The 26,955-nt window shown below is 63.9% G+C and carries 26 protein-coding genes; 15 read left to right on the top strand and 11 right to left on the bottom strand.

Features of this window, described 5'->3' with window-relative positions; all coding sequences use genetic code 11:
* Positions 1-80: 80 nt before the first annotated feature.
* Both KHO27_RS17330 and KHO27_RS17335 read left to right on the top strand, forming a co-directional pair.
* Positions 81-293 (top strand): cold-shock protein, encoded by a 213-nt coding sequence (locus KHO27_RS17330; protein ID WP_110699876.1) that lies wholly within the window; start codon positions 81-83, stop codon positions 291-293.
* A 92-nt stretch (positions 294-385) separates the two neighbouring features.
* Positions 386-874, top strand: coding sequence for an RDD family protein (locus tag KHO27_RS17335; RefSeq protein WP_110699878.1), 489 nt, complete (start codon positions 386-388; stop codon positions 872-874).
* An 80-nt stretch (positions 875-954) separates the two neighbouring features.
* Here KHO27_RS17335 and lptG read toward each other — a convergent pair whose 3' ends face one another.
* Complete coding sequence (lptG, locus tag KHO27_RS17340) at positions 955-2,016, bottom strand: LPS export ABC transporter permease LptG (RefSeq protein ID WP_023632477.1); 1,062 nt, start codon at positions 2,014-2,016, stop codon at positions 955-957.
* A complete protein-coding gene (gene lptF / locus KHO27_RS17345) occupies positions 2,009-3,124 on the bottom strand; it encodes an LPS export ABC transporter permease LptF (protein ID WP_102682966.1) in 1,116 nt (371 codons plus the stop codon). Before lptF ends, lptG begins: the two co-directional genes overlap by 8 nt.
* Positions 3,125-3,418: 294 nt before the next feature.
* Between lptF and KHO27_RS17350 the strand changes: the two genes are divergently transcribed.
* From KHO27_RS17350 to rlmF, 5 genes are all read left to right on the top strand, one after another.
* The gene (locus tag KHO27_RS17350) at positions 3,419-4,912 is read left to right on the top strand and encodes a leucyl aminopeptidase (protein ID WP_110699880.1); all 1,494 of its coding nucleotides are present in this window, start codon (positions 3,419-3,421) and stop codon (positions 4,910-4,912) included.
* A 50-nt stretch (positions 4,913-4,962) separates the two neighbouring features.
* Positions 4,963-5,391 carry a DNA polymerase III subunit chi gene (locus KHO27_RS17355; RefSeq protein ID WP_102682976.1) on the top strand — a complete coding sequence of 143 codons (429 nt, stop codon included), beginning with the start codon at positions 4,963-4,965 and terminating at the stop codon, positions 5,389-5,391.
* A 5-nt stretch (positions 5,392-5,396) separates the two neighbouring features.
* The gene (locus KHO27_RS17360) at positions 5,397-5,771 is read left to right on the top strand and encodes a DNA polymerase III subunit chi (protein ID WP_102682969.1); all 375 of its coding nucleotides are present in this window, start codon (positions 5,397-5,399) and stop codon (positions 5,769-5,771) included.
* A 128-nt stretch (positions 5,772-5,899) separates the two neighbouring features.
* Positions 5,900-8,746 carry a valine--tRNA ligase gene (locus KHO27_RS17365; protein ID WP_110699884.1) on the top strand — a complete coding sequence of 949 codons (2,847 nt, stop codon included), beginning with the start codon at positions 5,900-5,902 and terminating at the stop codon, positions 8,744-8,746.
* A 119-nt stretch (positions 8,747-8,865) separates the two neighbouring features.
* Complete coding sequence (gene rlmF / locus KHO27_RS17370; RefSeq protein ID WP_111532107.1) at positions 8,866-9,816, top strand: 23S rRNA (adenine(1618)-N(6))-methyltransferase RlmF; 951 nt, start codon at positions 8,866-8,868, stop codon at positions 9,814-9,816.
* Between the two features lie 47 nt (positions 9,817-9,863).
* Here rlmF and KHO27_RS17375 read toward each other — a convergent pair whose 3' ends face one another.
* On the bottom strand, positions 9,864-10,145 hold the full coding sequence (locus tag KHO27_RS17375) for an HU family DNA-binding protein (RefSeq protein ID WP_004882926.1): 282 nt from the start codon (positions 10,143-10,145) through the stop codon (positions 9,864-9,866).
* 392 nt (positions 10,146-10,537) lie between these two features.
* On the opposite strand from KHO27_RS17375, the gene yejK reads away from it, so the two are divergent.
* The 3 genes from yejK to KHO27_RS17390 all read left to right on the top strand — a co-directional run bounded on the left by yejK (position 10,538) and on the right by KHO27_RS17390 (position 12,515).
* Complete coding sequence (gene yejK, locus KHO27_RS17380; RefSeq protein WP_214500539.1) at positions 10,538-11,545, top strand: nucleoid-associated protein YejK; 1,008 nt, start codon at positions 10,538-10,540, stop codon at positions 11,543-11,545.
* Between the two features lie 344 nt (positions 11,546-11,889).
* Positions 11,890-12,132, top strand: coding sequence for a hypothetical protein (locus KHO27_RS17385; protein ID WP_214500540.1), 243 nt, complete (start codon positions 11,890-11,892; stop codon positions 12,130-12,132).
* 119 nt (positions 12,133-12,251) lie between these two features.
* On the top strand, positions 12,252-12,515 hold the full coding sequence (locus tag KHO27_RS17390; RefSeq protein WP_214500541.1) for a DUF3077 domain-containing protein: 264 nt from the start codon (positions 12,252-12,254) through the stop codon (positions 12,513-12,515).
* A 56-nt stretch (positions 12,516-12,571) separates the two neighbouring features.
* Here KHO27_RS17390 and KHO27_RS17395 read toward each other — a convergent pair whose 3' ends face one another.
* From KHO27_RS17395 to KHO27_RS17420, 6 genes are all read right to left on the bottom strand, one after another.
* Positions 12,572-12,868: a GIY-YIG nuclease family protein gene (locus KHO27_RS17395; RefSeq protein WP_102685471.1), complete on the bottom strand. Its 297-nt coding sequence runs from the start codon at positions 12,866-12,868 to the stop codon at positions 12,572-12,574.
* Positions 12,869-12,911: 43 nt separating this feature from the next.
* On the bottom strand, positions 12,912-13,382 hold the full coding sequence (locus KHO27_RS17400) for a nuclear transport factor 2 family protein (protein ID WP_214500542.1): 471 nt from the start codon (positions 13,380-13,382) through the stop codon (positions 12,912-12,914).
* Between the two features lie 115 nt (positions 13,383-13,497).
* Positions 13,498-14,778, bottom strand: coding sequence for a CynX/NimT family MFS transporter (locus KHO27_RS17405; RefSeq protein ID WP_214500543.1), 1,281 nt, complete (start codon positions 14,776-14,778; stop codon positions 13,498-13,500).
* A gap of 13 nt (positions 14,779-14,791) precedes the next feature.
* Positions 14,792-15,439 carry a FadR/GntR family transcriptional regulator gene (locus KHO27_RS17410; RefSeq protein WP_250888372.1) on the bottom strand — a complete coding sequence of 216 codons (648 nt, stop codon included), beginning with the start codon at positions 15,437-15,439 and terminating at the stop codon, positions 14,792-14,794.
* A gap of 483 nt (positions 15,440-15,922) precedes the next feature.
* The gene (locus KHO27_RS17415; RefSeq protein WP_046854285.1) at positions 15,923-17,278 is read right to left on the bottom strand and encodes an amino acid permease; all 1,356 of its coding nucleotides are present in this window, start codon (positions 17,276-17,278) and stop codon (positions 15,923-15,925) included.
* Between the two features lie 120 nt (positions 17,279-17,398).
* Positions 17,399-18,340 carry an AEC family transporter gene (locus tag KHO27_RS17420; RefSeq protein ID WP_110699896.1) on the bottom strand — a complete coding sequence of 314 codons (942 nt, stop codon included), beginning with the start codon at positions 18,338-18,340 and terminating at the stop codon, positions 17,399-17,401.
* Between the two features lie 189 nt (positions 18,341-18,529).
* On the opposite strand from KHO27_RS17420, the gene KHO27_RS17425 reads away from it, so the two are divergent.
* Both KHO27_RS17425 and KHO27_RS17430 read left to right on the top strand, forming a co-directional pair.
* A complete protein-coding gene (locus KHO27_RS17425; RefSeq protein WP_214500544.1) occupies positions 18,530-20,164 on the top strand; it encodes a phospholipase in 1,635 nt (544 codons plus the stop codon).
* 14 nt (positions 20,165-20,178) lie between these two features.
* Positions 20,179-20,367, top strand: a complete 189-nt coding sequence (locus tag KHO27_RS17430) for a hypothetical protein (protein ID WP_102684909.1) — start codon at positions 20,179-20,181, stop codon at positions 20,365-20,367.
* A gap of 79 nt (positions 20,368-20,446) precedes the next feature.
* On the opposite strand, the gene KHO27_RS17435 is transcribed toward KHO27_RS17430, so the two are convergent.
* Together KHO27_RS17435 and KHO27_RS17440 are read right to left on the bottom strand one after the other, a co-directional pair.
* On the bottom strand, positions 20,447-21,007 hold the full coding sequence (locus KHO27_RS17435) for a response regulator transcription factor (protein ID WP_023632665.1): 561 nt from the start codon (positions 21,005-21,007) through the stop codon (positions 20,447-20,449).
* On the bottom strand, positions 21,007-22,263 hold the full coding sequence (locus tag KHO27_RS17440; RefSeq protein ID WP_110699899.1) for an ATP-binding protein: 1,257 nt from the start codon (positions 22,261-22,263) through the stop codon (positions 21,007-21,009). Before KHO27_RS17440 ends, KHO27_RS17435 begins: the two co-directional genes overlap by 1 nt.
* A 202-nt stretch (positions 22,264-22,465) precedes the next feature.
* On the opposite strand from KHO27_RS17440, the gene KHO27_RS17445 reads away from it, so the two are divergent.
* The 3 genes from KHO27_RS17445 (at position 22,466) to KHO27_RS17455 (ending at position 26,931) form a co-directional block, all read left to right on the top strand.
* Positions 22,466-23,188 carry an SIMPL domain-containing protein gene (locus tag KHO27_RS17445; protein ID WP_102684911.1) on the top strand — a complete coding sequence of 241 codons (723 nt, stop codon included), beginning with the start codon at positions 22,466-22,468 and terminating at the stop codon, positions 23,186-23,188.
* A gap of 312 nt (positions 23,189-23,500) precedes the next feature.
* Positions 23,501-25,126 carry an ABC transporter substrate-binding protein gene (locus tag KHO27_RS17450; protein ID WP_110699904.1) on the top strand — a complete coding sequence of 542 codons (1,626 nt, stop codon included), beginning with the start codon at positions 23,501-23,503 and terminating at the stop codon, positions 25,124-25,126.
* A gap of 212 nt (positions 25,127-25,338) precedes the next feature.
* Positions 25,339-26,931 carry an ABC transporter substrate-binding protein gene (locus KHO27_RS17455; RefSeq protein ID WP_214500545.1) on the top strand — a complete coding sequence of 531 codons (1,593 nt, stop codon included), beginning with the start codon at positions 25,339-25,341 and terminating at the stop codon, positions 26,929-26,931.
* Positions 26,932-26,955: the final 24 nt, after the last annotated feature.

The raw sequence follows: 26,955 nt of genomic DNA on the forward strand, positions 1-26,955 counted from the left end.
ACCCAGCCCAGTAGTCTTTCACTTACAAAAAGTGTGAAAGAAACTGTCATCAATATCTAAGCTTCATAGGAAATAAGACAATGGCTGAGCGTCAGAACGGTACCGTCAAGTGGTTCAATGACGAAAAAGGTTACGGCTTCATCACCCCAGAAAGCGGTGCTGATCTGTTCGTGCACTTCCGCGCCATCGAAGGTAATGGCTTCAAGAGCCTGAAAGAAGGCCAGAAGGTCACCTTCGAAGCAGTTCAGGGCCAAAAAGGCATGCAGGCTGACAAGGTTCAGGTCACCGAATAAGTCGTCTCGATTTCGAATAAAAGCCCCTGCTCTGTGCAGGGGTTTTTTTTTTGCTCGTAGAATAGTGGCTTCGCTTTCTGGAGCCATTCTTCATGTCCAAGCCTCTGCTCGCCCCCCAGGGTGATTTCCCGCCGGTCGGCCTGGGCCGTCGCCTGGCCGCGATGTTCTACGACTTCCTGCTGTGCACTGCCCTGCTGATCGTGACTGCCGGCGCCTACAAGATGATCCAGATGGCGATCATTGGCGAGGCGCGCATGCGCGCGCTGACCGAGGCCGGAGCCCTGGACGGCGACCCGCTGCTGTCGACGATCCTGCTGTTCGCCCTGTTCGGCTTCTTCGCCAAGTTCTGGACCCACGGCGGCCAGACCCTCGGCATGCAGGTGTGGGGCATGCGCGTGCAGAACGCCGATGGCAGCGCCATCAGCCTCTGGCAGGCGTTGTTGCGCTTCGTGGTGTCGATCGCGTCGTGGCTGTGCCTGGGGCTGGGTTTCATCTGGTCGTTGTTCGACAAACGTAAACGCAGCTGGCACGACATCTATTCCGAGACCCAGCTGGTACGCCTGCCCAAGCGCAAGAAGTGAGCTGCGCGGGCATCAGGCCTGCGAAAAGCACCCGCAAAAAAGCCGACCCAAGGGTCGGCTTCTTTGTGCAGCTCAGGCCATCAACCCGCCCGGCGCATCAACCACAAACCCGCCAGCGCACAGATGCCGGCCGGGATCACCACCGCCAGCAACGGCGGGAAGCCAAACACCTGGCTCGATGGGCCCAACAGCTCCCCGGCAATGCGGAACACGAAGCCCACCAGCACACCGGTGAACACGCGCTGGCCCAGGGTGACCGAACGCAGCGGACCGAAGATGAACGAAATCGCCATCAGTACCAGTGCCGCAGTGACCACCGGCTGCAGGACCTTGGTCCAGAACGCCAGCCAGTAGCGCGCGTTGTTCAGCCCCTGATCGGACAGGTAGTGGATGTAGTCCCACAGCCCGGTGATCGACAGCGACTCCGGTGCCAGCACCACGGTGTTGAGCAGCTCAGGGGTCACCGACACGTCCCACACCTCTTCGGGGCTCTTGACCACTTCGGTATGGTCACCGCGGAAGTAGGTGGTGGCCACGTCGTTGAGCATCCATTTGCCATCGACGTACTGCGCCCGGCGGGCGAAGCTGGAGGTCTGGATCTTGCGCTCGCTGTCGAACCGGTAGCGGGTCACACCCAGCAGCAGGCCATTGGGCTGCACCGAGTTGATGTGCACGAATTCCTCGCCCTGGCGGTGCCACATGCCGCGCTTGGAGCTTTGCGCCTCGCCTCCGCCCTGGGCCAGCGAACGGTCAGCCTGGGCCTTGTTCTCGGTCACCGGGGCCACGTATTCGCCGATCAGCAAGCCGACCAGCATCAGCACCAGCATCGGCTTCATCACCGCCCAGACGATGCGACCGATGGACACGCCGGCGGCGCGCATGATGGTCAGCTCGCTGCTGCTGGCCAGGCTGCCCAGGCCGATCAGGCAGCCGATCAGCGCCGCCATCGGCAGCATGTCGTAGAGCCGGCGCGGCGCGGTGAGCAGCACGAAGCTGCTGGCGTCCATGACCGTGTAGGTGTCGCTCAGGTCGCCCATCTCATCGATGAAGGCGAACAACGAGGCCAGGCCGAGGATGATGCCCAGCACGGCGAGAATGGCCAGCAGCACGCTCTGGCCGATGTAGCGATCCAGTTTAACCACGGGCCACCTCCGCACGGCGAGCGGCGCGCTTGAGACGCAGCGGCTCCCAGTACATCAGCGCCAGGCCGATGAGCAGGAACAGGCCATGGACCCACCAGATACCCAGCGAGAGAGGCAACTTGCCCTTCTCCAGGGCGCCACGCACGGAAATCAGCATTGTCAGATAGGCCATGTACAGGAGAATCGCCGGCAGCAGCTTGAGGAAGCGGCCCTGGCGCGGGTTGACGCGGGACAGCGGCACCGCCAGCAAGGTGACCACGAACACCAGCAGCGGCAACGACAGGCGCCATTGCAGCTCGGCACGCTCACGCAGCCCCTGATGCCCGAACAGGTCGGAGGTCGGGATGGCCTCGCGCTCGGTCACCTCCTCGGCGACCTCCGGCTTTGGCAGCAGCACGCCATAGGTGTCGTACTTGATCGCACGGTAGTCGGCCTGGCCGGGATTGCCGTCGTAGCGGTAACCGTTCTGCAGCACCAGGTAGCGGTTGCCGTCGGCCTGCACTTCCTGGTGGCCCTTCTCGGCGACCAGGACCGAAGGCGCGCGGTCCTTGGTCTTGTCCTGGTTGAAGCGCTTCTCGGAGATGAACACGCCCGCCAGGTTGATACGGTCATCGGACAGCTGCTCGGTGTAGGTCACCCGCGAGCCATCGCGCAGGGTCTGGAAACGGCCCGGCACCAGGGTGTCGAACTCGGTCAGGGTGTCTTGCTGGGCGATGATCTTCTGCACCTGGGCAACCCCCAGGGGGGCCAGGCTCAGGCTCAGCCAGGCCACCAGCAAGGCGACCAGTGCCGCCGGCACCATGGTCACGGCCAGCAGGCGCTGCTGGCTCATGCCAGTGGCCGAGAGCACGGTCATCTCGCTTTCGAGATACAACCGGCCATAGGCAAGCAGAATACCGAGGAACAGCCCCAGCGGCAGGATCAGTTGCAGGAAGCCCGGCAGGCGGAACCCCATGATCATGAACAGCACGCCCGGGTCGAGCATGCCTTGGGCCGCCTGGGCCAGGTACTTGATGAAGCGCCCGCTCATGATGATCACCAGCAGCACAGCGCTGACGGCGCTCAAGGTCACAAGGACCTCGCGGGACAGATAACGAAAGACGATCAAACCAGACACTCCTGGGTTGTCAGGGGCTCAAAGCCAGACGAACGATTCGGACAGCCAAGACCAATGCCGGTTCGCCAAGGCGAACCTCCATGTAAAAGTGCGCGCATTATCCTGTGATTGACGGCGCCTGTCACTTGGCCGCGCAGCATGGCGCATATCGGGGTTGTCATCGTGGTCGCGGCGGGCTCAAACTGGCAGCTTTTCCGCTGGCAGGCAGCGCCCGTCAGCCGCGAATTCCGAGCGCCTGCGAAAGACAGCGCCCACTGACAGACAGATCATTCGGGGACCCCAGACATGGAATTGGTTGTAAAAAGCGTAGCCGCTGTATCCGTCAAGACCGCGACGTTGGTCGTACCCGTCGGTGAAGGCCGCAAGCTCGGCGCCACCGCCAAGGCCGTCGACCAGGCCACCGAAGGCGCCATCAGCGCGCTGCTCAAGCGCGGCGACCTGGCCGGCAAGCCGGGCCAGACCCTGCTCCTGCACAGCCTGCCGGGCCTGAAGGCCGAGCGCGTGCTGCTGGTCGGCAGCGGCAAGGACGAAGCCCTCGGCGACCGCGCCTGGCGCAAGCTGGTGGCCAGCGTCGCCGGCGTGCTCAAAGGCCTGGGTGGCGGCGACGCCGTGCTGGCCCTGGACGACATCGCCGTTACCGGCCGCGATGGCCACTACGGCAAATACCGCCTGCTGGCCGAGACCCTGCTCGACGGCAACTACGTGTTCGACCGCTACAAGAGCCAGAAGGCCGAACCGCGCGCCCTGAAGAAAGTCACCCTGCTCACGGCCAAGGCCGGCCAGCCCGAGGCCGAGCGCGCCGTCAAGCATGCCAGCGCCATCGCCACCGGCATGGCCTTCACCCGCGACCTGGGCAACCTGCCGCCGAATGTCTGCCACCCAAGCTTCCTCGCCGAACAGGCCAAGGACCTGGGCAAGGCGCACAAGGGCCTCAAGGTCGAGGTGCTGGACGAGAAGAAGATCAAGGACCTGGGCATGGGCGCGTTCTACGCCGTGGGCCAGGGCAGCGACCAGCCACCGCGGCTGATCGTGCTCAACTACCAGGGCGGCAAGAAGAGCGAAAAACCGTTCGTGCTGGTCGGCAAGGGCATCACCTTCGACACCGGCGGCATCAGCCTCAAGCCCGGTGCCGGCATGGACGAGATGAAGTACGACATGTGCGGCGCCGCCAGCGTGTTCGGCACCCTGCGCGCCGTACTCGAGCTGCAGTTGCCGATCAACCTGGTGTGCCTGCTGGCCTGCGCCGAGAACATGCCGAGCGGCGGCGCCACCCGCCCGGGCGACATCGTCACCACCATGAGCGGGCAGACCGTCGAGATCCTCAATACCGACGCCGAAGGCCGCCTGGTGCTGTGCGACACCCTCACCTACGCCGAACGCTTCAAGCCGCAGGCGGTGATCGACATCGCCACCCTGACCGGCGCCTGCATCGTCGCCCTGGGCAGCCACACCTCCGGCCTGATGGGCAATGACGACGCGCTGGTCGGCCAACTGCTCGACGCCGGCAAGCGCGCCGACGATCGCGCCTGGCAACTGCCGCTGTTCGATGAGTACCAGGAGCAGCTGGACAGCCCGTTCGCCGACATCGCCAACATCGGTGGCCCGAAGGCCGGCACCATCACCGCCGGCTGCTTCCTGTCGCGCTTCGCCAAGGCCTACCACTGGGCGCACCTGGACATCGCCGGCACCGCCTGGATCAGCGGCGGCAAGGACAAGGGCGCCTCGGGCCGCCCGGTACCGCTGCTCACCCAGTACCTGCTGGACCGCGCCGGCGCCTGATGGCGCGCAGCCGGTGGCGCCCACGCGCCACCGGCTGGCACTGAACAATCATGAGCAAAGTCGATTTCTACATCCTGCCCAGCGACTCGCTGTCGGTGCGCCTGGATTTCGCCTGCAAGCTGTGCGAAAAGGCCTGGCGCCTCGGCCACCGGGTCTATCTGCACTGCCAGGACGAGGCGCAGCGCAGCGAACTCGACCTGCGCCTGTGGCAGTTCAAGGGCGAGGCCTTCTTGCCCCACGACCATGCCGAACAGCACCCGGACGCCGTTGTCGCGCTGGGTGTCGGCGCCGATGCTGGCCAACACCGTGACCTGCTGATCAACCTGGGCGGCGACGTCCCGGCCTTCGTCGGCCAGTTCGAACGGGTTGCCGAAATCGTCGTCGAGGAGCCGGCCATCCGCCTGGCCGCTCGTGAACGGTTCCGTTTCTACCGCGAACAGGGCTATGCTCTGCAAGACCACCGCTTACAGCGACTCTGACGACGATGGACAAGCAGCTGAACTCCCTCACCCATTCCGCCCACCTGCTCGACGACCTGGAGTCGATCCGCGAGCTGCTGGGCGACGCCGACCTGCAACCGCCCCTGCTCACCGAAACCGTGGAGCAGATCCCCCTGCTGCTCGACGAGCCGAGCGCCACAGCGCCCGTCGCCGCCGCAGCGCCGGCACCGACTCCGGCACCTGAAGAGGATGCCCAGACCCGCCGCCAGGACACCTTGCTGCACCTGGACGCCGAACTGCGCGCCGCGGCGCAGTCGATCATGCAAGACGTGATCAACGACTTCACCCCGCACATCGAGACCGAGATCAAGCGCCGCCTCGACGCGCGGCTGGAGCGGTTGCTCAAGCGTTCCGAGTAACCCTTCGTCCGCATCGCGGGGCAAGCCCGCCCCCACCAGCGGGCTTGCCCGCTACACCTGTCTTGAAACGCGCAGCTTGGTTATACTTCCCGGCTTTCCCGAATTAATGCCTAAGGGTCCCGCCGCGCATGGATAAGACCTACCAGCCGCACGCCATCGAAACTTCCTGGTACAACACCTGGGAGTCCGAGAACTATTTCGCCCCACAAGGTGCAGGCGAGTCCTACACCATCATGATCCCGCCGCCGAACGTGACCGGCAGCCTGCACATGGGCCACGGCTTCAACAACGCGATCATGGACGCCCTGATCCGTTTCCGCCGCATGCAAGGGCGCGACACCCTGTGGCAGCCGGGCACCGACCACGCCGGTATCGCCACCCAGATGCTGGTCGAGCGCCAGCTCGAGGCCAAGGGCCAGAACCGCCATGACCTGGGTCGTGAGCAATTCCTGGAGAAAGTCTGGGAGTGGAAGGACCAGTCGGGCGGCAACATCAGCCGCCAGATCCGCCGCCTGGGCTCGTCGGTGGACTGGAGCCGCGAGCGCTTCACCATGGACGACGGCCTGTCCGAGGCGGTCAAGGAAGCCTTCGTGCGCCTGCACGAAGACGGCCTGATCTACCGCGGCAAGCGCCTGGTCAACTGGGACACCAAGCTGCACACGGCGATCTCCGACCTCGAAGTGGAAAACCACGACGAGAAGGGCCACCTGTGGAACCTGCGCTATCCGCTGGCCGACGGCGCCAAGACCGCCGACGGCAAGGACCACCTGGTGGTTGCCACCACCCGTCCGGAAACCCTGCTCGGCGACGTCGCCGTTGCCGTCAACCCGACCGACGAGCGCTACCAGGCCCTGATCGGCAAGTTCGTCAAACTGCCGCTGGTCGGCCGCCTCATCCCGATCGTCGCCGATGACTACTGCGACCCCGAATTCGGCACCGGCTGCGTAAAGATCACCCCGGCCCACGACTTCAACGACTACGAAGTGGGCAAGCGCCACAACCTGCCGCTGCTGAACATCTTCGACAAGAACGCCACCGTGCTGGCCGCGGTGCAGGCGTTCAACCTCGACGGCAGCGTCAACGAGCAGCTCGACACCTCGCTGCCAGCCCAGTACGCCGGCCTCGACCGCTTCGTCGCGCGCAAGCAGATGGTTGCCGACCTGGACGCCCAAGGCCTGCTGGTCAGCATCGACGACCACGCCCTGAAGGTGCCGAAAGGCGACCGCTCCGGCACCGTCATCGAGCCATGGCTGACCGACCAGTGGTACGTCTCCACCAAGCCGCTGGCCGAGCCTGCCATCGCCGCCGTCGAAGACGGCCGCATCCAGTTCGTGCCCAAGCAGTACGAGAACATGTACTTCTCCTGGATGCGCGACATCCAGGACTGGTGCATCAGCCGCCAGCTGTGGTGGGGCCACCGCATCCCGGCCTGGTACGACGAGGCCGGCCAGGTCTATGTTGGCCGCGACGAGGCCGAAGTGCGCGCCAAGCACAATCTGGGCAGCGATGTGAAGCTGCGCCAGGACGACGACGTGCTCGACACCTGGTTCAGCTCGGGCCTGTGGACCTTCTCCACCCTGGGCTGGCCGGAACAGACCGAGTTCCTGAAGAAGTTCCACTCCACCGACGTGCTGGTCACAGGCTTTGACATCATTTTCTTCTGGGTCGCCCGGATGATCATGCTGACCATGCACCTGATCAAGAACGAGGACGGCACCCCGCAGGTACCGTTCAAGACCGTCTACGTGCACGGCCTGGTGCGTGATGGCCAGGGGCAGAAGATGTCCAAGTCCAAGGGCAACGTCCTCGACCCGCTGGACATCGTCGACGGCATCACCCTCGACGCCCTGCTGGAAAAACGCACCAGCGGCATGATGCAGCCCAAGCTCGCCGAGAAGATCGCCAAGCAGACCAAGGCCGAGTTCCCCGAAGGCATCGCCAGCTACGGCACCGACGCCCTGCGCTTCACCTTCTGCTCGCTGGCCTCCACCGGCCGTGACATCAAGTTCGACATGGGCCGCGTCGAAGGCTACCGCAACTTCTGCAACAAGATCTGGAACGCCGCCCGCTACGTGCTGGACAAGGGCGAGGACTGCGGCCAGAACGGCGAGGCCTACGAGCTGTCGCTGGCTGACCGCTGGATCATCTCGCAGCTGCAGCGTACCGAAGCCGAGGTGACCCGCCAGCTCGAGCAGTTCCGCTTCGACCTGGCCAGCCAGGCGCTGTACGAGTTCATCTGGAACCAGTACTGCGACTGGTACCTGGAGCTGTCCAAGCCGGTATTGTGGGACGAGAACGCCCCGGTCGAGCGCGCCCGTGGCACCCGCCGCACCCTGGTGCGCGTGCTGGAAGTGGCGCTGCGCCTGGCCCACCCGTTCATGCCCTTCATCACCGAAGAGATCTGGCAGCGCATCGCGCCGCTGGCCGGCATCCACGGCAAGACCATCATGCTGCAGCCATGGCCTGAAGCGAACGAGAGCCGCATCGACGCCGCCGCCGAAGGCGACATCGAGTGGCTCAAGGAGCTGATGGTCGGCCTGCGCAACATCCGCGCCGAGATGAACATCGGCCCGGGCAAGCCGCTGCCGCTGTTCCTGAAAAACGCCAACGCCGACGACCAGCGTCGTCTGCAGGAAAACGAAGCGCTGCTGAAGAAGCTGGCCAAGGTCGAGTCGTTCACCGTGCTCGGCGAGCAGGACGAAGCACCGCTGTCGGCCACCGCCCTGGTGGGTGACCTGCAAGTGCTGGTGCCGATGGCCGGTCTGATCGACAAGGACGCCGAGCTTGCGCGCCTGAGCAAGGAGATCCAGCGCCTGCAGGGTGAAGTCCAGCGCGTCGGCGGCAAGCTGTCCAACGCCGCCTTCGTCGACAAGGCCCCGCCTGCGGTGATCGAGAAGGAACGCGCCAAGCTGGCCGAATCGGAGCAGGCCCTGGCCAACTTCACCGAACAGCATGCGCGGATTGCTGCGCTGTAATTCAAACGTGAAGCCATAGGGGGCTGCTTCGCAGCCCATCGCCGGCAAGCCGGCTCCCACAGGTACTGCACTATCCTGTGGGAGCCGGCTTGCCGGCGATGCTTTTTCAGGACCCCACCATGACCCAGAAACCCACCCTGCACCCGCGCAACCGCCACCAGGGCCGCTACGACTTCCCCGCCCTGATCAAGGCGCATCCGGACCTGGCCCGCTTCACCATCACCAACCCCTACGGCAAACCCAGCATCGACTTCGCCAACCCTGAAGCCGTGCGGGTATTCAACCGCGCCCTGCTCAAGGCCCAGTACGGCATCCAGCACTGGGACATCCCCGCCGACTACCTGTGCCCGCCGATTCCCGGCCGCGCCGACTACATCCATGTGCTGGCCGACCTGCTGGGCGAAGACAACGGCGGCGAAATCCCCCGCGGCGCCCAGGTGCACGCCCTGGATATCGGCGTCGGCGCCAACTGCATCTACCCCCTGCTCGGGCACAGCGACTACCGCTGGCGCTTCACCGGCTCCGACATCGACAGCGTGGCACTGGCCTCGGCCAAGGCCATCGTCCAGGCCAACAAGCTCGACAAGGCCATCGGCCTGCGCCTGCAAGCGGATCGCAAGCACATCCTCAGCGGCCTGCTGCAGGCCGACGAGCGCTTCGACCTGACCCTGTGCAACCCGCCCTTCCACGCCTCGCGCGAGGAAGCCACGCGCGGCAGCCAGCGCAAATGGAAGAACCTCGGCAAGCAGGACCCCAAGCGCAAGCTGCCGGTGCTGAATTTCGGCGGGCAGAACAATGAGCTGTGGTGCGAAGGTGGCGAGATCCGCTTCGTCTCCCAGTTGGTCGCCGAAAGCGCGCAGTACGCGGCCCAGGTGCTGTGGTTCACCAGCCTGGTGTCCAAGGCCAGCAACCTGCCGGGTATCGAGGCAGCCTTGAAAAAGGCCGGGGTGAAGGCCCTGCGCATCATCGAGATGGGCCAGGGGCAGAAGCAGAGCCGCATGGTCGCCTGGAGCTTCCAGGACGATGGCACACGCCAGCAATGGCACGCCCTGCGTAAATCACGGGCATGAAAAAACCGCGCCCGGGCAAGCCGGGCGCGGTTTCGTCAAATCAACAATTACTTGTTGATCGAGTCGGTCAGCACTTTGGCTGGAACGAACTTGACGACTTTCTTGGCAGCGATTTCGATGGCAGCGCCAGTCGAAGGGTTGCGGCCGGTACGGGCAGGACGCTCGGTGACTTTCAGTTTGCCGATGCCTGGCAGGGTGATTTCGGCGCCGTTTTCCAGTTGGTCGGCGACGATCTGGCCCAGTTGCTCCAGGGCGTTACGCGCGGTGGTTTTCGGCGCGTCGATGGCTTCAGCGATATCGGCAATCAGTTGGTCTTTGGTCAGTGCCATGGTGGTGTTCCTTCCCTATCAAATTCAGTGGTTGTGCAGCGTGCTTGGTCGGTGGTCGGGCCAGCCCGGGACAATCCAGAGGCCGCGTCGATCGCGTATGTAGATACGCAAATCGGCGTTTGGTTCGACACCGCGCAAGCGATCTGCCAGCAATGCGCCACCCAAGGGGCGCAAGACCGCGCAAAGCTACCACAGGAATCGATAAATATCCGCTGCCGACCGCGTTTTTGTTCAGGTTTTTCGGGGGTTTTCAGAAAAATCGCAAATATTTGAACAAAAAACGAACAACCGACATATACGCCAACATCTGGCCACTGCACCACCCTCGCCCTGGGTTAAACTGAACGCCTTTTGCAGCGCGGCTTTTCACCGCTCCTATCACCGAGAATTCCATGCCAATCCGTCATTGCATCGTTCACCTGATCGACAAGAAGCCCGATGGCAGCCCCGCCGTGCTCCATGCTCGCGACAGCGAACTGGCGGCCTCCGACGCCATCGAGAACCTGCTGGCCGACCTCAACGACAGCTACAACGCCAAGCAAGGCAAAGCCTGGGGCTTCTTCCACGGCGAGTCCGGGGCCTATCCGTTCAGCGGCTGGCTCAAGCAATACCAGGACGGGGAGAAAGACTTCGCCACCTTCAGCCGCGTGGCCGTCGAGCACCTGCAGAAGCTGATGGAAGAGTCCAACCTGTCCACTGGCGGCCACGTGCTGTTCGCCCACTACCAGCAAGGCATGACCGAATACCTGGCCATCGCCCTGCTGCACCATAGTGAAGGCGTGGCGGTCAACGCCGAGCTCGACGTGACGCCCTCGCGCCACCTGGACCTGGGGCAGTTGCACCTGGCGGCGCGGGTCAACCTGTCCGAGTGGAAGAACAACCAGAACTCCAAGCAGTACATCTCGTTCATCAAGGGCAAGAACGGCAAGAAAGTCTCGGATTACTTCCGCGATTTCATCGGCTGCCAGGAAGGCGTGGATGGCCCGGGCGAGACCCGCACCCTGCTCAAGGCCTTCAGCGACTTTGTCGAGAAAGAGGACATGCCGGAAGAATCCGCCCGCGAGAAGACCCAGACCCTGGTCGACTACGCCACCACCCAGACCAAGCTGGGCGAGCCGGTAACGCTGGAAGAGCTCTCCAGCCTGATCGACGAAGACCGCCCCGAGGCGTTCTTCGACCATATCCGCAACAGCGACTATGGGCTGTCGCCGGAGATCCCGGCCGACAAACGCACCCTCAACCAGTTCCGCCGCTTCACCGGGCGTGCCGAGGGGTTGTCGATCAGCTTCGAGGCGCACCTGCTCGGCTCGAAGGTCGAGTATGACGAAGAAGCCGGGACGCTGGTCATCAAAGGCCTGCCGACCCAGCTGATCGATCAGCTGAAACGGCGCAAGGACTGAGAAGGTCGGGGGCGCATTGCGCCCTCCGGCGACCTGGGACAGATCGTCTGTTTATAAGACTTTCCCCATTCCCTGTAGTCCATTTCCCAAACATACTTCCAACCCCTTTCAAGCCATTGCGGTGCTCTGGGTTGGCCTCTAGTCTCGGACGGTCGCTGCACATTCAGCGACCGGCTTTGACAGGCCGCTGAGAACCTTCCGCATGGCTCGCTCTATGGCGGTTGTGCGTGGGGCACCTCGTGTGCGCCGGGTCAGGTTCTCTCACCGGTCTGTCAACCCACGCATAGCTGCCACCCACTTGTTTGACAGCAGTTGGTGGTGGCCCTTCTGAGAGAGCCAAGCCAATGCTTAAGATTGTCCCCGATCCACCCCACAACCCTCATTCCCTCGAAGACACCCTCATCCAGGCCACCGAGTACGCCCAGTGCGCCTTGACCGTGGCCCATCATGCCGTGCAGCTCAAACCCAGGTCGCCGGCCGCCGTGCTGATGATGGCGTCGATGCATGAGATGGAGTCGCTGCGTGTGTTGCTCGAAGCGGCGTTGATCCAGGTACAGATGCCGGCACAGGCACCGACGTTGCATTAAGCCAGATCGCGGGGCAAGCCCGCTCCCACGTAGCGAAGTACTGCGAAGTCCTGGCGTGGGAGCGGGCTTGCCCCGCGATGGCGCCCGCACAGGCACCGACCATTTCAGGGAGAACAACCATGACCACAGACAACATCCCCACCACCGCCGGCAAGACCAAGTTCTACCAGGGCGAAGGCATGACCGACCCGCTGTTCTGCATCGAGCCCGGCATCCCCTGCCAGCACGCCCGCGACCAGGCCTCGGAACTGATGGGCTGCGTACGCGACCTGACCATCACCGGGATCATGGAAGAAAAGCCCCAGCTGCTCTGGGCGTCGTATTACCTGAGCGCCCTGGCCAAGGCGCTGATGGATGATGCCGAACTCGGCATGAAGCACTAGAAAGATCGCGGGGCTATGCGGCGCCAGGGGATGCATGGCCAAGGCGCCGCAACGTGTCATGGGGCCGTGGCGACACCAATATAGGAGGCCACCAACGCCTCCTTCGCCGCCTTGCGCAGCTTCTTCACCAAACGCTCCTGGCGCAGCGCCTCGCCTTTGTCCGGCCACTGCTCCACATACACCAGCGCCTGCGCCGGGCTGGTCTTGAAATACCGCGCGCCCTGCCCTTTCTGGTGCTTGATGAAGCGCCGCTGCGGATCGTCGCTGATACCGCAGTACAGCGAGCCATTGGCGGCACGCACCAGATAGACGTACCAGGGTTTGCAGTCGGGGGAAGGCGCTGTTTCGCTCACGGCTCGGTTCGGTGCAACGGAAGAAGGCCGCCAGCTTAACGCCTCAGCGCGCCTGCTGGAATGCGCGCAAGCCTTTGAACGCCTGCTGGCGTACCTTGTTCTGCACCATCGGCGACCAGCCCAGCAGCACGCCCGGCATACCCAGGGCCTGACGCGTCCAGCGCCACAGGTCGAAACTGTCGTCGTGCTGGCAGATCAGCCCGTCACGAATCACGAAGCGCGCCTGGATATCGTTGACTACCACCCGCCCGGTCTGGCTGAACAGATAGGTCGCCACCCAATGCGCGCCGCCGCCGCGTTCGTCGCTGCGCACGTTGTCGAAGGTCAGGGTGAAGTCCTTGGCGCGGCGGGTGAGCATGCGCCACATGTCCCCGGCATCCTGCCCGCGCAAGGTGCCGAAGACCGGATCGCTGAAAACGATGTCGTCGCTGTAGCAGGCCACCATGGCCTCGGCGTCCAGGCGCTGGAAGGCCTGGTAGAAACGGGTGATCAGGGCGCTGCTGGCATCGCTCATTGGCGGTTATCCGTGCTTGGGCTCGAGAAGCGCAAGATAGTCCGGGCCCGGCTTTGGCGCCACAGCCATTTGCGCCATGAATGGTGCTGGAGCCCGAACCAGATGCCAGCAGACCTCAGACCCGCTCGCTGACCACACCCACATGCAACGCACGCCCGGCACCCAAGCCGAACACAATGGCACCGATCCCCAGTACCGCGAAGATCCAGCCCACCGCGCCCCAGCCCCCGGTCAGGTCATGCACCAGCCCCACCGCGAACGGCCCCATCGAGGCCAGGGTGTAGCCCACGCCCTGGGCCATGCTCGACAGGTTGGCCGCCACATGGGCGTCCTTGGAGCGCAGCACGATCAAGGTCAACGCCAGGGCAAAGGTGCCGCCCTGGCCCAGCCCCAACAGGATCGCCCAGCCCCACAGCCCTTCCAGCGGCGCGTACAGGCAGCCGAACAGCCCGCCCAGGGTCACCAGCATCACCACCACGATGGCCAGGCGCTGATCCTTGCCGCGCGTCGCCAGCCATGGCGCGCTCAGCGAACTGACCAGTTGCACGATCACCGAGCCGGACAGCACCAGCCCCGCCTCGGTTGGGCTCAGCCCACGGCCGATCAGGATCGACGGCAACCAGCCGAACACGATGTAGGCCAGCGACGACTGCAGGCCCATGTACAGGGTCACCTGCCATGCCAGCGGATCACGCCACAGGCCCTGCACCCGGTAGGCCACCTTGTGCACGCCATGGCCCTGGCGGGACTGCGGCAGCCACACCAGCATCGCCAGCAACGCCGGCAGCACCCAGAAGCCCAGCCCCAGCGCCCAGCTGTCATCGAAGTGGCGGGTCAAGGGCACCGTGGCACCCGCGGCCATTGCCGCGCCCAGGCACAGCGCCATGGTGTAGACGCCGGTCAGGGTGCCTGCATGTTGTGGGAAATCGCGTTTGACGATGCCGGGCAACAGCACGCCGATGATGCCGATGCTCGCACCCGCCATCAGGCTGCCGAGGAACACGCCGGTGGCCCCCAGGGCACTGCGCACCAGGATGCCCAGCGCCAGGGTCAGCAAGATGCCGAGGATGACCCGTTCGCTGCCGAAGCGTCGTGCCAGGATCGGCGCCAACGGCGCGAAAAGCCCCAGGCACAGCACCGGCAAGGTGGTCAGCAGCCCCGCCTGCGATGCACTGAGCCCCAGCCCTTCGGACACCTGCCCGAGTACGGGCGACATGCTCGACAACGCCGGACGCAGGTTCAGCGCCACCAGTACCAGGCCCAGCAGCAACAGCCAGGGCCGGCGCAGCACCACGGGCTGTTGCTGGACTTGCTCATCGTCGGCCTCGGCGTCGATCAGCAGTTCTTCGAGGTCCGCCTCGCGGGGTGCGGTGTTGCGGGTCAGTTGTTCGGCCATGGCCTTCTCGTGGTCAGGATTCGATGAGGGTCCGGCTCAGGTGCTTGGCCCGCTCCGGATCGCGTTGTTCGAGGGCGTCGAGGATCTGCCCGTGCAGGTCGAACACGGCCTGGCAACGGGGGACGGTCGTCATGTTGTGCTGCAGGGCCGCGCCGACCACGCCGGAGAAATAGCGGTACAGCTCGCTCAAGGCCGGGTTGTGGGCGGCATCCACCAGGCGCTGGTGGAAGACCAGGTCGCATTCGACATAGGCATCCACATCGCCGTGGTAGTGCTGCGCGCTGTGTTGCAGGGCTTCGCGCAGCGCCTGCAGGTCGGCGTCGGTGCGGCGCGACGCGGCCAGGCCGATGGCTTGTGTTTCAAGAATATGGCGGGTCTCGCGGGCGTGTTCGACGGCGCAGCGCGACATCACCTGCACAGCCTGCAGCGGGTCCACGGCGGTGCGCAGGTAGCTGCCGTCGCCCTGGCGGATTTCCACCAGGCCGCTGAAAGCCAGAACGCGCATGGCCTCACGCACGGTGTTGCGGCTTATGCCCAGGTCGCTGGCCAGCTCTGGTTCGGTGGGCAGGCGCTGGCCTACTGACCAGGTGCCCTGAGCGATGCGCGCGCGGAGCTGGTCTACGGCTTGTTCTACCAGGCTGCGTTTGATGAGCGGGGTCACGGGTGGCTTACGTCCAGTCATCGGATGAATTGCTTGACGATAGCGGGTTGGTGGGGGTGGGGCAAGGTCTCGGGTGGGGATGTTTAAGTGGTTGTTTTGAGTTTTACATCAACATTCTTTGAAGATGTCGACTTTTAGTCACCTTTTCGCCTTTACGGCGACCTCCTTTGCTCTTGGGAAAAGGAGGCAAAACCGTTCGGCTCCGTTCATACGGCCCCTGCGCTGCGCTCCGGGGTTCCCTCGCTCCGGGCTTGCTCCGGGAGTACGCGCCGACGGGCCATCCATGGCCTGATCGGCGCTCGACGGGCATCCATGCCCGTCGCCTCCCTACGCAAGCCCTGCACTCGGCCTCCTGAAGTCGCAATCGGCGGCGCCTGAGCTACCGTGCGCTTAGAAGCAAGAGCAAGAGCAAGAAATGCGAGTTTCGTGGTTGGCAGTGGCGATGTTATCGCCACTGCGATCCTGAAACCGACATGGAGCACATCAGGCCTGACGTGCCTTCTTCATCCGGAACGCCACCCACAGCACGGCGATCCAGGCCGGGATCAGCATCACCGAGATACGGATTGGCGGGGTGAGGTACATCACCACCAGGATCAGCACGATGAACGCCAGGCACAGGTAGTTGCTCAGCGGGTGCCACAGGCTCTTGTAGAACGGCGTGATGCCGGCCGCCAGCTTGGCCTTGCGGAACTTCAGGTGGGTGATGCTGATGCTCGCCCAGTTGATCACCAGCGCCGACACCGCCAGGGCCATCAGCAGGCCAAAGGCCTCGCCCGGCATCAGGTAGTTGATCAGCACGCACAGGCCGGTGGCGAACGCCGATACACCCAGCGCGGTGAGCGGCACGCCACGGCGGCTGACCTTGAGCAGCTGGCGCGGCGCGTCGCCCTGCGTGGCCAGGCCGAACAGCATGCGGCTGTTGGCGTACACGCAGCTGTTATAGACCGACAGCGCGGCAGTCAGCACCACGATGTTGAGGATGGTCGCCACCAGATCGCTGTCCAGTTCGTGGAAGATCATCACGAACGGGCTGCCGCCTTGCACCACCTTCTGCCAGGGGTACAGCGACAACAGCACGGCCAGCGCGCCGATGTAGAAGATCAGGATGCGATAGACCACCTGGTTGGTCGCCTTCGGGATGCTCTCACGCGGGTTGGCCGCCTCGGCGGCGGTGATGCCCACCAGCTCCAGCCCACCGAAGGAGAACATGATCACCGCCAGGGCCATGATCAGCCCGGTGACGCCATTGGGGAAGAAGCCGCCGTACTGCCACAGGTTGGCGACGCTGGCATCCGGCCCGCCGTGGCCGCTGCTCAGCAGCCAGGCGCCGAAACCGATCATGCTGACGATGGCCACCACCTTGACCAGGGCGAACCAGAACTCCATTTCGCCATATACCTTCACCTGGGTCAGGTTGATGGCGTTGATCACCACGAAGAAGATCGCCGCAGTGGCCCAGGTGGGGAAGTCCGGCCACCAGTACTGCACATAGATCCCCACGGCCGTGAGTTCGGCCATGCCGACCAGCACATACACCACCCAGTAGTTCCAGCCCGAGACGAAACCGGCGAACTCGCTCCAGTACTGGTGCGCGAAGTGGCTGAAGCTGCCGGCGACCGGCTCCTCGACCACCATCTCGCCCAGCTGGCGCATGATCAGGAAGGCCATCAGGCCGGCGATGGCGTAGCCCAGCAGCACCGACGGGCCGGCCAGCTGGATGGTCTGGGCGATGCCCAGGAACAGCCCGGTGCCGATGGCCCCGCCCAGCGCGATCAGCTGGATATGACGATTCTTCAGCCCGCGCTGCAAGCGCTCGGGCGTGCTCTGGTCTTGCATGAAGTGTCCTTTAGGTGAGGCAGTGTTATTGGTTTTGCTTGCAACTGAGCTGGTGTGGTGTTTTGCAAATACGACCAATAAAAAGCCTCGAGTTATGGTCGTTATTTGTGAAACACCACACTAGATCCATCCACCCCATTGCAAGAAGAAAATCCCGATGTTCGTGGTGACGGCGGCCATCAGTGTAGTGATCACGATGATCGACGCCGCCAGTTCATGGTTGCCGTTGGCCTCCCGCGCCATCACATAGCTGGCCGCCGCAGTGGGGCTGGCGATGTAGAGGAACAGGATGCCCAGCTCGGCGCCACGGAACCCGCACAGCCAGGCACCCAGGGTGCCCAGCAGCGGCAGCCAGACCATCTTCGCCAGGCTGACATCGACGGCCAGCCTGCCACTGTCGCGCAGGGCCGCCAGCGACAGGGTGCCGCCGATGCAGATCAGCGCCAGCGGCAGGGTCATCTGGGCCAGGTAGTCGCCGGAGGTCAGCAGCCAGTTGGGCAGCGGCACCTGGCCGTAGGCCATGGGTGTTGCCACCAGCACGCTGAGGATCAACGGGTTGCTGAAGATGCTCTTGCAGATGCTCCACGGGTCGGACTTCAGATCCGGGCTGTACACCGCCAGTACCACCGCCGACAGCGAGTTGTACATGAGGATCACCAGCCCGGCCAGCACCGCGCCGAGGGATATACCGTAGTCGCCATACAGGCTGGCCGCCAGTGCCAGGCCGATCACGCCGTTGTTGCCGCGAAACGCGCCTTGCGTGTAGACGCCGCGGTCGGCCCGCGGGCAGCGCCAGATCGCCAGGCCCCAGGCCAGGCCGAAGCATGCCAGCGTCACGCCGACGAAGTAGAGCATCACCCCTGGTTTTACCGCCGACGCCAGGTCGGCGTGGTAGATGCCGAGGAACAGCAGCGCCGGCATGCACACGTTGAACACCAGCTTGGAGGCGACCCGGTTGAAGTTGTCGTCGATCAAGCGGATGCGCTTGAGCAGCACGCCCATGAACAGCATGGCGAATACAGGTGCCGTGATGTTCAGTGTCTGGATGAGAAGGGCAAGCATGCAACGTGGTCCCGGGAAATGCGGTTAGGAGGGCAATCATACGTGAGAGCCGGGGGCTTGCGCCCGCCACAGCTGCCAGATGCCAGCACAAAGGGGGCTTGACGTAGGAAATTTCCTGCATATGATGCATATTACTGTATATGCATACAGTATAAAAATGGATTATCCAGACATTGCAAGGAGCAAATCATGTCAGGAATGCAAACAGCGCCTGCGGCCATGAAAGCCCAGGCCACGCTGGTGGTCGCTGACCTCGACCAGTTGTTCGATGAGCACGGCATCGCCCTGCCCGGCCCCGACAGCCATCTGGTGCTGGTCATGCACGGCCACCACACCCTCAAGTATCACCGCCCTGCGCCACCGTCGGCTGGCGGCAACGCTGCGCAGCGCGGCCCGGAGCTATTCTTCGAAGGCGCAGAACACACCGCCATCGGCGACAACACCCTGTTGCGTTACGAGACAGGCCAACCAGGCACCCCCGCCCATCAGTCACCATTGCCGCTGCCCAACGGCCTGAACCTGACCTATGGCCAGGTGATCGCCCTGGGCGGCGACTTCTATGGGGTGCCCGAGCGCCCGATTGCCGATGGCGGCACCGACGCCGAACGAGTCGAGCGCTTCATCCAGGCGTTCGACTCCCTGGCGCGCCTGCCGGCGGCCAAGGCGGAAGCCGAACAGATCCTCGCGGTCATGCAGGAAGAAATCCGCGCCGCCAACCAGGCCATCAAGGACGGCCGTCAGCCCCATGAAGCCTATGACGCACTGGGCGACAGCCTGTCGGCACGCTGGAACCGCATCACCGGCGGCGGCAGCTTCGCCTCCGACCTGTTCCCCTTGGGCCGCTACCTGAAGCTGGCCGCCAGCAACTGGGACCACTTCGGCCCCTGGGCGCTGCTGGCCTACCAGGCCGGCCACGCCGCGGCCTTGCAACAGGCGCTGAAAGCCCGCGCCAGCGGCGCCGAACGCGACCTGCAACTGGCCTATGCGATGAACGCCTTCGCCGACCACTTCCTCACCGATCTGTTCTCCGCCGGCCACCTGCGGGTACCGCGCAAGGCCTTGGCCGATACCGTCGCGCCGAGCGACGTCGGCTCGCTGATCTCGCGCTTCATGCACGACGAGGACAGCAAGTACGGCCTGGCCGTGCGCAATGCCGAGGGCGAGCAATGGCGCGCCTACGGCGACAAGCGCTATTTCGACAGCGTCGATGTGGCCAACCGTCGTCAAGTGGCGCGCGCCGTACAGCGCTCGGCCGATGAAGTGTTCCAGGCTTTCGCCGAGGGCCGCGTGCCCCAGGCCAAGGACTTTTCGGCCCTGCGCCTGGCGCCCGACCTGCACGCCGCCGAACAGGACCTGGTGCCCGGCAACTTCGCCGCGCTGTACTTCCAGGACGGCAAGGCCGTGCTGCGGCGCAAGGACGTCAACGACCTCAACGACCGCAACCGCATCGGCGACTGGTGGGGCTGGAGCACCTACCTGCTGCTCAAGGACTACAAGCCGAACAAGCCCACCGGTTTCATCGATGCCCCTGCCACCTCGCCGGTGATCACCGGCTGGGAGCGCCGTGAGCCCGATGGCCTGAACTGGCAACGGGGCAACGCGGTGCGCTATGCCTTCAGCATCACCGACCAGCTCAACGAGTCGTACATTGGCCCATGGAGCGGCTATGCCGAGCTCACCGACCAGTTCCACCCGAGCGTGCAGGTGCCGGCGGACGGCAAGCAACGCGGGCGCAACCTGTTCCGCCAGTTCCGCGGAGGTTCACCGGAGCTGATTGCCAGCCTGGACGGCAAGACCACTCTCTATATCGATCGCAACGCGTGACAAGGAGGTCACCGATGAATATCAAGGTCAAACTGGAACTGGCTTCGGGCCAGTCGATGGAAGGCATGCCGCTGGAATTGCTGCGTGATGGCAAGGTGATTGGCCGGGCGAAAGTGCCGGCAGGCGGACAGGTAGCGTTCGAGGCACCATCGGGAGCAGGACAGCTGGCGGTACGGGTTGACCGCTCGGGAGAAAAAGCCTGACAAAACGCAGGGGGCCACTACGTGGCCCTTTCGTGGCGACGAACCGCGACGATGGGGCGCGCAGCGCCCCCAGTGGACTTCAGCGTCGGACCGGACGCTTCTGCAGCTTGCGCTGCAAGGTGCGCCGGTGCATGCCCAGCGCCCGCGCCGTGGCGGAGATATTGCCCTCGTGCTCGCCCAGCACGCGCTGGATGTGCTCCCACTGCAGGCGGTCCACCGACATCGGGTTTTCCGGCACCAGCGTGTCCAGGTCGGTATGCTCCGAGAGCAGCGCCGCCAGCACATCGTCGGCGTCGGCCGGTTTGCACAGGTAGTTGCAGGCCCCGCGCTTGACTGCCTCGACCGCCGTGGCGATGCTCGAGTAACCGGTCAGGATCACCACGCGCATCTCCGGGTCCAGCTCCAGCAGCTTGGGCAACAGCACCAGGCCCGAGTCGCCCTCCATCTTCAGGTCCAGCGTGGCGTAGTCGGGCAGGTCCTGCTCGGCCAGTTTCAAGCCTTCCTCGGCGGAACCCGCGGTGCTCACACGGAACCCACGACGCGACATCGCCCGGGCCATCACCCGGGTGAAGGTGGCGTCGTCATCCACCAGCAGCAGGTGCGGCAGCTCTTCGCCTTCGACCTGGTTTTCTTCGCTCATCATGCATCTCCTCGCTTGCCATGGGGCAGGCGCAATTCGGTCAGGGTGCCACCCTGCTCATGACTATAGAGTTTCACCGAACCGCCCGCACGCGTCACGCTGGCCTTGCTCAAGAACAGGCCCAGGCCGAAGCCTTTGCCCTTGGTGGTAATGAAAGGTTTGCCGATCGCTTCGGCGATGGCCGGCGGCACGCCGGGGCCATGGTCGCGGATGCTGATGACGATGTCCTGGGCGTCCCAATCCAGGCGCACCTCCAGGTCGTCCGGGCAGGCATCGGCGGCATTGTTCAACAGGTTCAGCAGGGCCTGGGTCAGGTCCGGCGGCGGCGTCAGCCGCGGCACCACGCCGTCGCGCAGGCGCTGGAAGCGGTAGCTGGCTTCCGGGCGCATCAGGTGCCAGCGGTTGAGCGCCTCGTCGAGCCAGGCGGTGACATCCTGCTCGACGATCGCCAGGCGCCGGTTGGCCTCGGCAGCGCGCACCAGTTGCTGCAAGGTTTCCTTGCACAGCTTGACCTGGTCCTGAAGGATCTGCAGGTCTTCCTGCAACAGCGGGTCGGCGTGGTCCTGGCGCATTTCGTTGAGCAGCACGCTCATGGTCGCCAGCGGTGTGCCCAGTTCGTGGGCAGCACCGGCGGCCTGGGTGGCCACGGCCAGCAACTGCTCGTCGCGCAGGCTTTCTTCCCGGCGCTCGGCACGCAGGTTCTCCTGACGGCGCAACTCCTCGGCCATGCGCGCGGCGAAGAAGGTGATCACCCCGGCGGCCAGGGCGATGCTCAGCCACATGCCGTAGACCTGCATGGTGTCGCGCGCCAGCGGCAGCGTCTCCAGCGGGTAGTACTGCACCAGCAACAGGCTGTAGGCGACCAGGGCGATGCCCGAGAGCACCAACGAGTAGATCCACGGCAGGGTGACCGCAGCGATGGCCAACGGCACCAGGTAATAGGAGACGAAGGGGTTGGTCGAACCGCCCGAGTAATAAAGCAGGGCACTGTGGATCAGCAGGTCGCAGGCCAGCTGCAGGGCGTACTCGAGTTCGGTCACCGGCAGCGACAGGCGCAGGCGCAGTGCGGTGAACGCGCACAGGAGCGACGACAGGGCCAGCGTGACTGCCAGCGAGAACCACGGCAGCGGCAGCAGCTCGGTCCAGTAGGCCACGCCTACCGAGCCGGCCTGGGCCGCCAGGACGAGGATGCGGATGAAGGTCAGGCGCCAGAGGTTCTGGCGTGTGGCGGACAACGGATGTGCGACGGCGAGCATGAGCTCTCCCAATTGAGTGCTCCAGGAAAATCGGCTGGAGTATACCGAAGCCGGGCGCTCCACTGCAGCGATGCGGCAAAGCGCCACACTTTGTCATAGATTCATGATGGCACTTTTGAACCCTCTACACTGTCACCGGTCTGATCGGCCATGCGTGGAACGGATCTGCTCACCCACGCCTTACCCTGCCAAGGAGTTCCACATGCACATTACCCGTCGCGGCGCCGCCGCCGTTGCCCTGTCCTGCGGCATGCTCGCCAGCCTGCCGGCCCTGGCGGCCGACGAGCCACGCTATAACCAGGTGTCGCTGCGTGCCGAAGTCAGCAAGGAAGTGGCGCGTGACCTGATGGTCGTGACGCTGTACAGCGAAGCGCAGAACACCGACCCGGGCAAGCTGGCCAAGGAGATCACCGAAACCATGAACAAGGCCGTGCAGCAGGCCCGCCAGGTCAAGGACGTGAAGATCAGCCAGGGCAGCCGCAACAGCTACCCGATCTACGACACCAAGGGCCAGAAGATCACCGGCTGGCGCGAGCGCGCCGAACTGCGCCTGGAAAGCGCCGACTTCCCGGCCCTGTCCAAGCTCACCGGTGACCTGCTGCAAGACCTGAAGATGGGCGGCATGGACTTCTCCATTGCCCCGGCCACACGCAAGTCCAATGAAGACGAGTTGCTCAAGGATGCCGTCGCCGCCTTCAAGGCGCGTGCCCAACTGGCCACCGATGCCCTGGGCGGCAAAGGCTACAAGGTGGTCAGCCTGAACCTCAACAGCAGCGGTTACCCACGCCCTTACCTGCGTAACGCGCCAATGGCGATGATGGCCAAGGGCGCCGCCGATGAATCCGCGCCGGCGCCGGATATCGAAGCCGGAACCAGCGAAGTGAGCATGAGTGCCGATGGCCTGATCGAAGTCCAGGTGCCCTGACTCACTCAACCGGATGTCAGAGGCGGTCAAAACCGTCTCTGACAGCCGTTTCAGACCTTTCCTACGCACCAAACGGGTGCGTCTGCTTGTCACATAAAGTGCGAAATATCCTGAAATTTTCGCCCTTTTCCCCCTCGCAAACGATCAACATTCGCCAAAGTTATATGGATGCGACATCCATGTACGTCCGTACCACGTTTTTGCCGTCAACCATCCTGCTGAGTGTTGCATTGGGAATACCCCCTGCATAAGTATCCGCAGGTCGGCTCACGAGGCCGCCTCAATTCGAAAAATGACAACAATGAGGCCACCATGCTCAAACACGCAGTCATTCCGTTCCTGGTAGGTGCAGGCTTGCTAGCCGGCGCTCCCTCCGCCCTCGCCGCATCCAACCTGGTGTTCTGCTCCGAAGGCAGCCCGGCCGGGTTCGACCCGGGGCAATACACTACCGGAACCGACTTTGACGCCTCCGCCGAGACCATCTTCAACCGCCTGACGCAATTCGAACGCGGCGGCACCAAGGTCATTCCGGGCCTGGCCACCAGCTGGGACGTCTCCGATGACGGCAAGACCTACACCTTCCACCTGCGTGAAGGCGTCAAGTTCCATACCACCGATTACTTCAAGCCGACCCGCGACTTCAACGCCGACGACGTGCTGTTCACCTTCAACCGCATGCTCGACAAGGACCAGCCCTTCCGCAAGGCCTACCCCACCGAGTTCCCGTACTTCACCGACATGGGCATGGACAAGAACATCGCCAAGGTGGAAAAACTCGACGACCACACGGTGAAGTTCACCCTCGCCCAGGTCGACGCCGCGTTCATCCAGAACATGGCCATGCACTTCGCCTCGATCCAGTCAGCCGAATACGCCGACCAGTTGCTCAAGCAGGGCAAGCCCGCCGACATCAACCAGAAGCCGATCGGCACCGGGCCGTTCGTGTTCAAGAGCTACCAGAAAGACTCGAACATTCGCTTCACTGGCAACAAGAGCTACTGGAATCCTGAAGAAGTGAAGATCGACAACCTGATCTTCGCCATCAGCACCGACGCCTCGGTGCGCATGCAGAAACTCAAGAAGAACGAGTGCCAGGTGACGCTGTTCCCGCGTCCGGCCGATATCAAGCCGCTGCAGGAAGACAAGAAGCTGCAGATGCCCGACCAGGCCGGCTTCAACCTCGGCTACATCGCCTACAACGTGATGGACAAGGTCAAGGGCAGCAACGAAGCGAACCCCCTGTCCCAACTCAAGGTCCGCCAGGCCCTGGACATGGCGGTCAACAAGCAGCAGATCATCGAATCGGTGTATCAGGGTGCCGGCCAGCTGGCGGTCAACGCCATGCCGCCGACCCAATGGTCCTATGACGACACCATCAAGGACGCCGCGTACGACCCGGAGAAGGCCAAGCAACTGCTCAAGGAAGCCGGCATCAAGGAAGGTACCGAGATCACCCTGTGGGCCATGCCGGTGCAACGCCCCTACAACCCCAACGCCAAGCTGATGGCCGAGATGCTCCAGTCCGACTGGGCCAAGATCGGCATCAAGGCCAAGATCGTCAGCTACGAATGGGGCGAGTACATCAAACGCTCCAAGGGCGGCGAGCAGGGCGCCATGCTGATCGGCTGGAGCGGCGACAATGGTGACCCGGACAACTGGCTGGGCACGCTCTATGGCTGCGATGCCATGGACGGCAACAACTTCTCCAAGTGGTGCTACAAGCCCTACGACGACCTGATCAAGCAAGCCAAGGCGACCTCCGACCAGGCTAAGCGCACCGAGCTGTACAAGCAGGCGCAACATATCCTCAAGGAGCAGGTGCCGATCACCCCCATCGCCCACTCCACCGTGTATCAGCCCATGAGCGCGAAAGTGAAGGACTTCAAGATCAGCCCGTTCGGCCTGAACTCCTTCTACGGGGTCAGCGTGGACAAGTAACGGTCGTGACCGCCCCGCCGGCATTTGCCGGCGGGGCGGTGACATGATCGGGCGATACGTAGGGCAATTCCCTAGCGCTCGCCGGAACGCTCCCGCACCCAAATCAGTAGCGAACCCTGGTTCCCGCATTCTGGCGCGCCTATCGTCAGGACCGGGATGCAGCAGCCGCGTTTTGCCTGTCGCGGCCTGAAAAGACGGACAAAGGATCTGCCATGCGCCTGACCACACTGAGCTCCACCCTGCTTGCCCTCGGCCTGTTGAGCCAGGCTCCCGCGAGCCTCGCCAACAACCTGGTGTTCTGCTCCGAGGGCAGCCCGGCGGGCTTCGACACCGCCCAGTACACCGCGGCCACCGACAACGACGCCGCCGAACCGATCTACAACCGCCTGGTCGAGTTCGAGCGTGGCGGCACCGCCGTGCAGCCGGGCCTGGCCACCGACTGGCAGGTGTCCGAGGACGGCCTGAAGTACACCTTCCACCTGCGCCCCGGGGTGAAGTTCCATGGCAACAAGGACTTCAAGCCCAGCCGCGACTTCAACGCCGACGACGTGCTGTTCACCTTCAACCGCATGCTCGACAAGGACCACCCCTTCCGCAAGGCCTACCCCACCGAATTCCCGTACTTCATCAGCATGGGGCTGGACAAGAACATCGCCAAGGTCGAGAAGACCGACCCGCTGACCGTGGCCTTCACCCTCAACAAGGTCGACGCCGCGTTCCTGCAAAACATCGCCATGGCCTTCGCCTCGATTCTCTCCGCCGAGTACGCCGACCACCTGCTGGCCAGCGGCCAGGCCAGCGATATCAACCAGAAGCCGATCGGCACCGGCCCCTTCGTGTTCCAGCGCTACCAGAAGGATTCGCAGATCCGCTTCAAGGGCAACAAGGACTACTGGGCACCTGACCGGGTGAAGATCGACAACCTGGTGTTCTCGATCAACGTCGACCCGTCGGTGCGCATCCAGAAGCTGCGCCGCAACGAATGCCAGATCACCCTGCATCCACGCCCGGCCGACCTGCCCGCGCTCAAGGAAGACGGCAAGCTGCAGGTAATGACGCAACCCGGTTTCAACCTTGGCTACATCGCCTACAACACCCAGCACCCACCCTTCGACCGACTGGAAGTGCGCCAGGCCATGGACATGGCGGTGAACAAGCAGGCGATCATCCAGGCGGTCTACCAGGATGCCGGTCAGACCGCCGTCAACGCCATGCCGCCAACCCAGTGGTCCTACGACAAATCGATCAAGGACGCCCCCTTCGACCCGGAAAAAGCCAAGCAACTGCTCAAGCAGGCCGGGGTCAAGGATGGCACCGAGATCACCCTGTGGGCCATGCCGGTACAGCGCCCCTACAACCCCAACGCCAAGTTGATGGCCGAAATGCTCCAGTCCGACTGGAGCAAGCTCGGTTTCAAGGTGCGCATCGTCAGCTACGAATGGGGCGAATACCTCAAGCGCATGAAGAGCGGCGAGCATGACATCGCCCTGATCGGCTGGACCGGCGACAACGGTGACCCGGACAACTGGCTCGGCACCCTGTTCAGCTGCGACGCCATCGGCAGCAACAACTATTCCTTGTGGTGCGATTCGCAATACGACGCGCTGGTGAAAAAAGCCAAGCAGGTCACCGACCGCGACCAGCGCACCAGCCTCTACGAACAAGCCCAGCAACGCCTCAAGCAACAGGTGCCGATCACCCCGGTCGCGCACTCCACGGTCAACCAGCCGCTGAGCATCAGCGTGAAAGACTTCAAGGTCAGCCCCTTCGGACGCAACGTTTTCTCCGGCGTCAGCATCGATTGACCCTGCAACGCCCGGCCGGGAGTG

Source organism: Pseudomonas sp. RC3H12 (assembly GCF_018596375.1).
GTDB lineage: Bacteria > Pseudomonadota > Gammaproteobacteria > Pseudomonadales > Pseudomonadaceae > Aquipseudomonas.

Coding starts and splice junctions, on each gene's coding strand:
- yejK (WP_214500539.1), top strand. CDS start 10,538: ATGCCAATCCGTCATTGCATCGTTCACCTGATCGACAAGAAGCCCGAT.
- KHO27_RS17400 (WP_214500542.1), bottom strand. CDS start 13,382: ATGAGCGATGCCAGCAGCGCCCTGATCACCCGTTTCTACCAGGCCTTC.
- KHO27_RS17360 (WP_102682969.1), top strand. CDS start 5,397: ATGGACAAGCAGCTGAACTCCCTCACCCATTCCGCCCACCTGCTCGAC.
- KHO27_RS17440 (WP_110699899.1), bottom strand. CDS start 22,263: ATGCTCGCCGTCGCACATCCGTTGTCCGCCACACGCCAGAACCTCTGG.
- KHO27_RS17430 (WP_102684909.1), top strand. CDS start 20,179: ATGAATATCAAGGTCAAACTGGAACTGGCTTCGGGCCAGTCGATGGAA.
- KHO27_RS17350 (WP_110699880.1), top strand. CDS start 3,419: ATGGAATTGGTTGTAAAAAGCGTAGCCGCTGTATCCGTCAAGACCGCG.
- KHO27_RS17330 (WP_110699876.1), top strand. CDS start 81: ATGGCTGAGCGTCAGAACGGTACCGTCAAGTGGTTCAATGACGAAAAA.
- KHO27_RS17355 (WP_102682976.1), top strand. CDS start 4,963: ATGAGCAAAGTCGATTTCTACATCCTGCCCAGCGACTCGCTGTCGGTG.
- KHO27_RS17405 (WP_214500543.1), bottom strand. CDS start 14,778: ATGGCCGAACAACTGACCCGCAACACCGCACCCCGCGAGGCGGACCTC.
- KHO27_RS17415 (WP_046854285.1), bottom strand. CDS start 17,278: ATGCAAGACCAGAGCACGCCCGAGCGCTTGCAGCGCGGGCTGAAGAAT.
- KHO27_RS17420 (WP_110699896.1), bottom strand. CDS start 18,340: ATGCTTGCCCTTCTCATCCAGACACTGAACATCACGGCACCTGTATTC.
- KHO27_RS17335 (WP_110699878.1), top strand. CDS start 386: ATGTCCAAGCCTCTGCTCGCCCCCCAGGGTGATTTCCCGCCGGTCGGC.
- KHO27_RS17390 (WP_214500541.1), top strand. CDS start 12,252: ATGACCACAGACAACATCCCCACCACCGCCGGCAAGACCAAGTTCTAC.
- KHO27_RS17425 (WP_214500544.1), top strand. CDS start 18,530: ATGTCAGGAATGCAAACAGCGCCTGCGGCCATGAAAGCCCAGGCCACG.
- KHO27_RS17375 (WP_004882926.1), bottom strand. CDS start 10,145: ATGGCACTGACCAAAGACCAACTGATTGCCGATATCGCTGAAGCCATC.
- KHO27_RS17445 (WP_102684911.1), top strand. CDS start 22,466: ATGCACATTACCCGTCGCGGCGCCGCCGCCGTTGCCCTGTCCTGCGGC.
- KHO27_RS17365 (WP_110699884.1), top strand. CDS start 5,900: ATGGATAAGACCTACCAGCCGCACGCCATCGAAACTTCCTGGTACAAC.
- KHO27_RS17455 (WP_214500545.1), top strand. CDS start 25,339: ATGCGCCTGACCACACTGAGCTCCACCCTGCTTGCCCTCGGCCTGTTG.
- KHO27_RS17385 (WP_214500540.1), top strand. CDS start 11,890: ATGCTTAAGATTGTCCCCGATCCACCCCACAACCCTCATTCCCTCGAA.
- rlmF (WP_111532107.1), top strand. CDS start 8,866: ATGACCCAGAAACCCACCCTGCACCCGCGCAACCGCCACCAGGGCCGC.
- KHO27_RS17450 (WP_110699904.1), top strand. CDS start 23,501: ATGCTCAAACACGCAGTCATTCCGTTCCTGGTAGGTGCAGGCTTGCTA.
- KHO27_RS17435 (WP_023632665.1), bottom strand. CDS start 21,007: ATGAGCGAAGAAAACCAGGTCGAAGGCGAAGAGCTGCCGCACCTGCTG.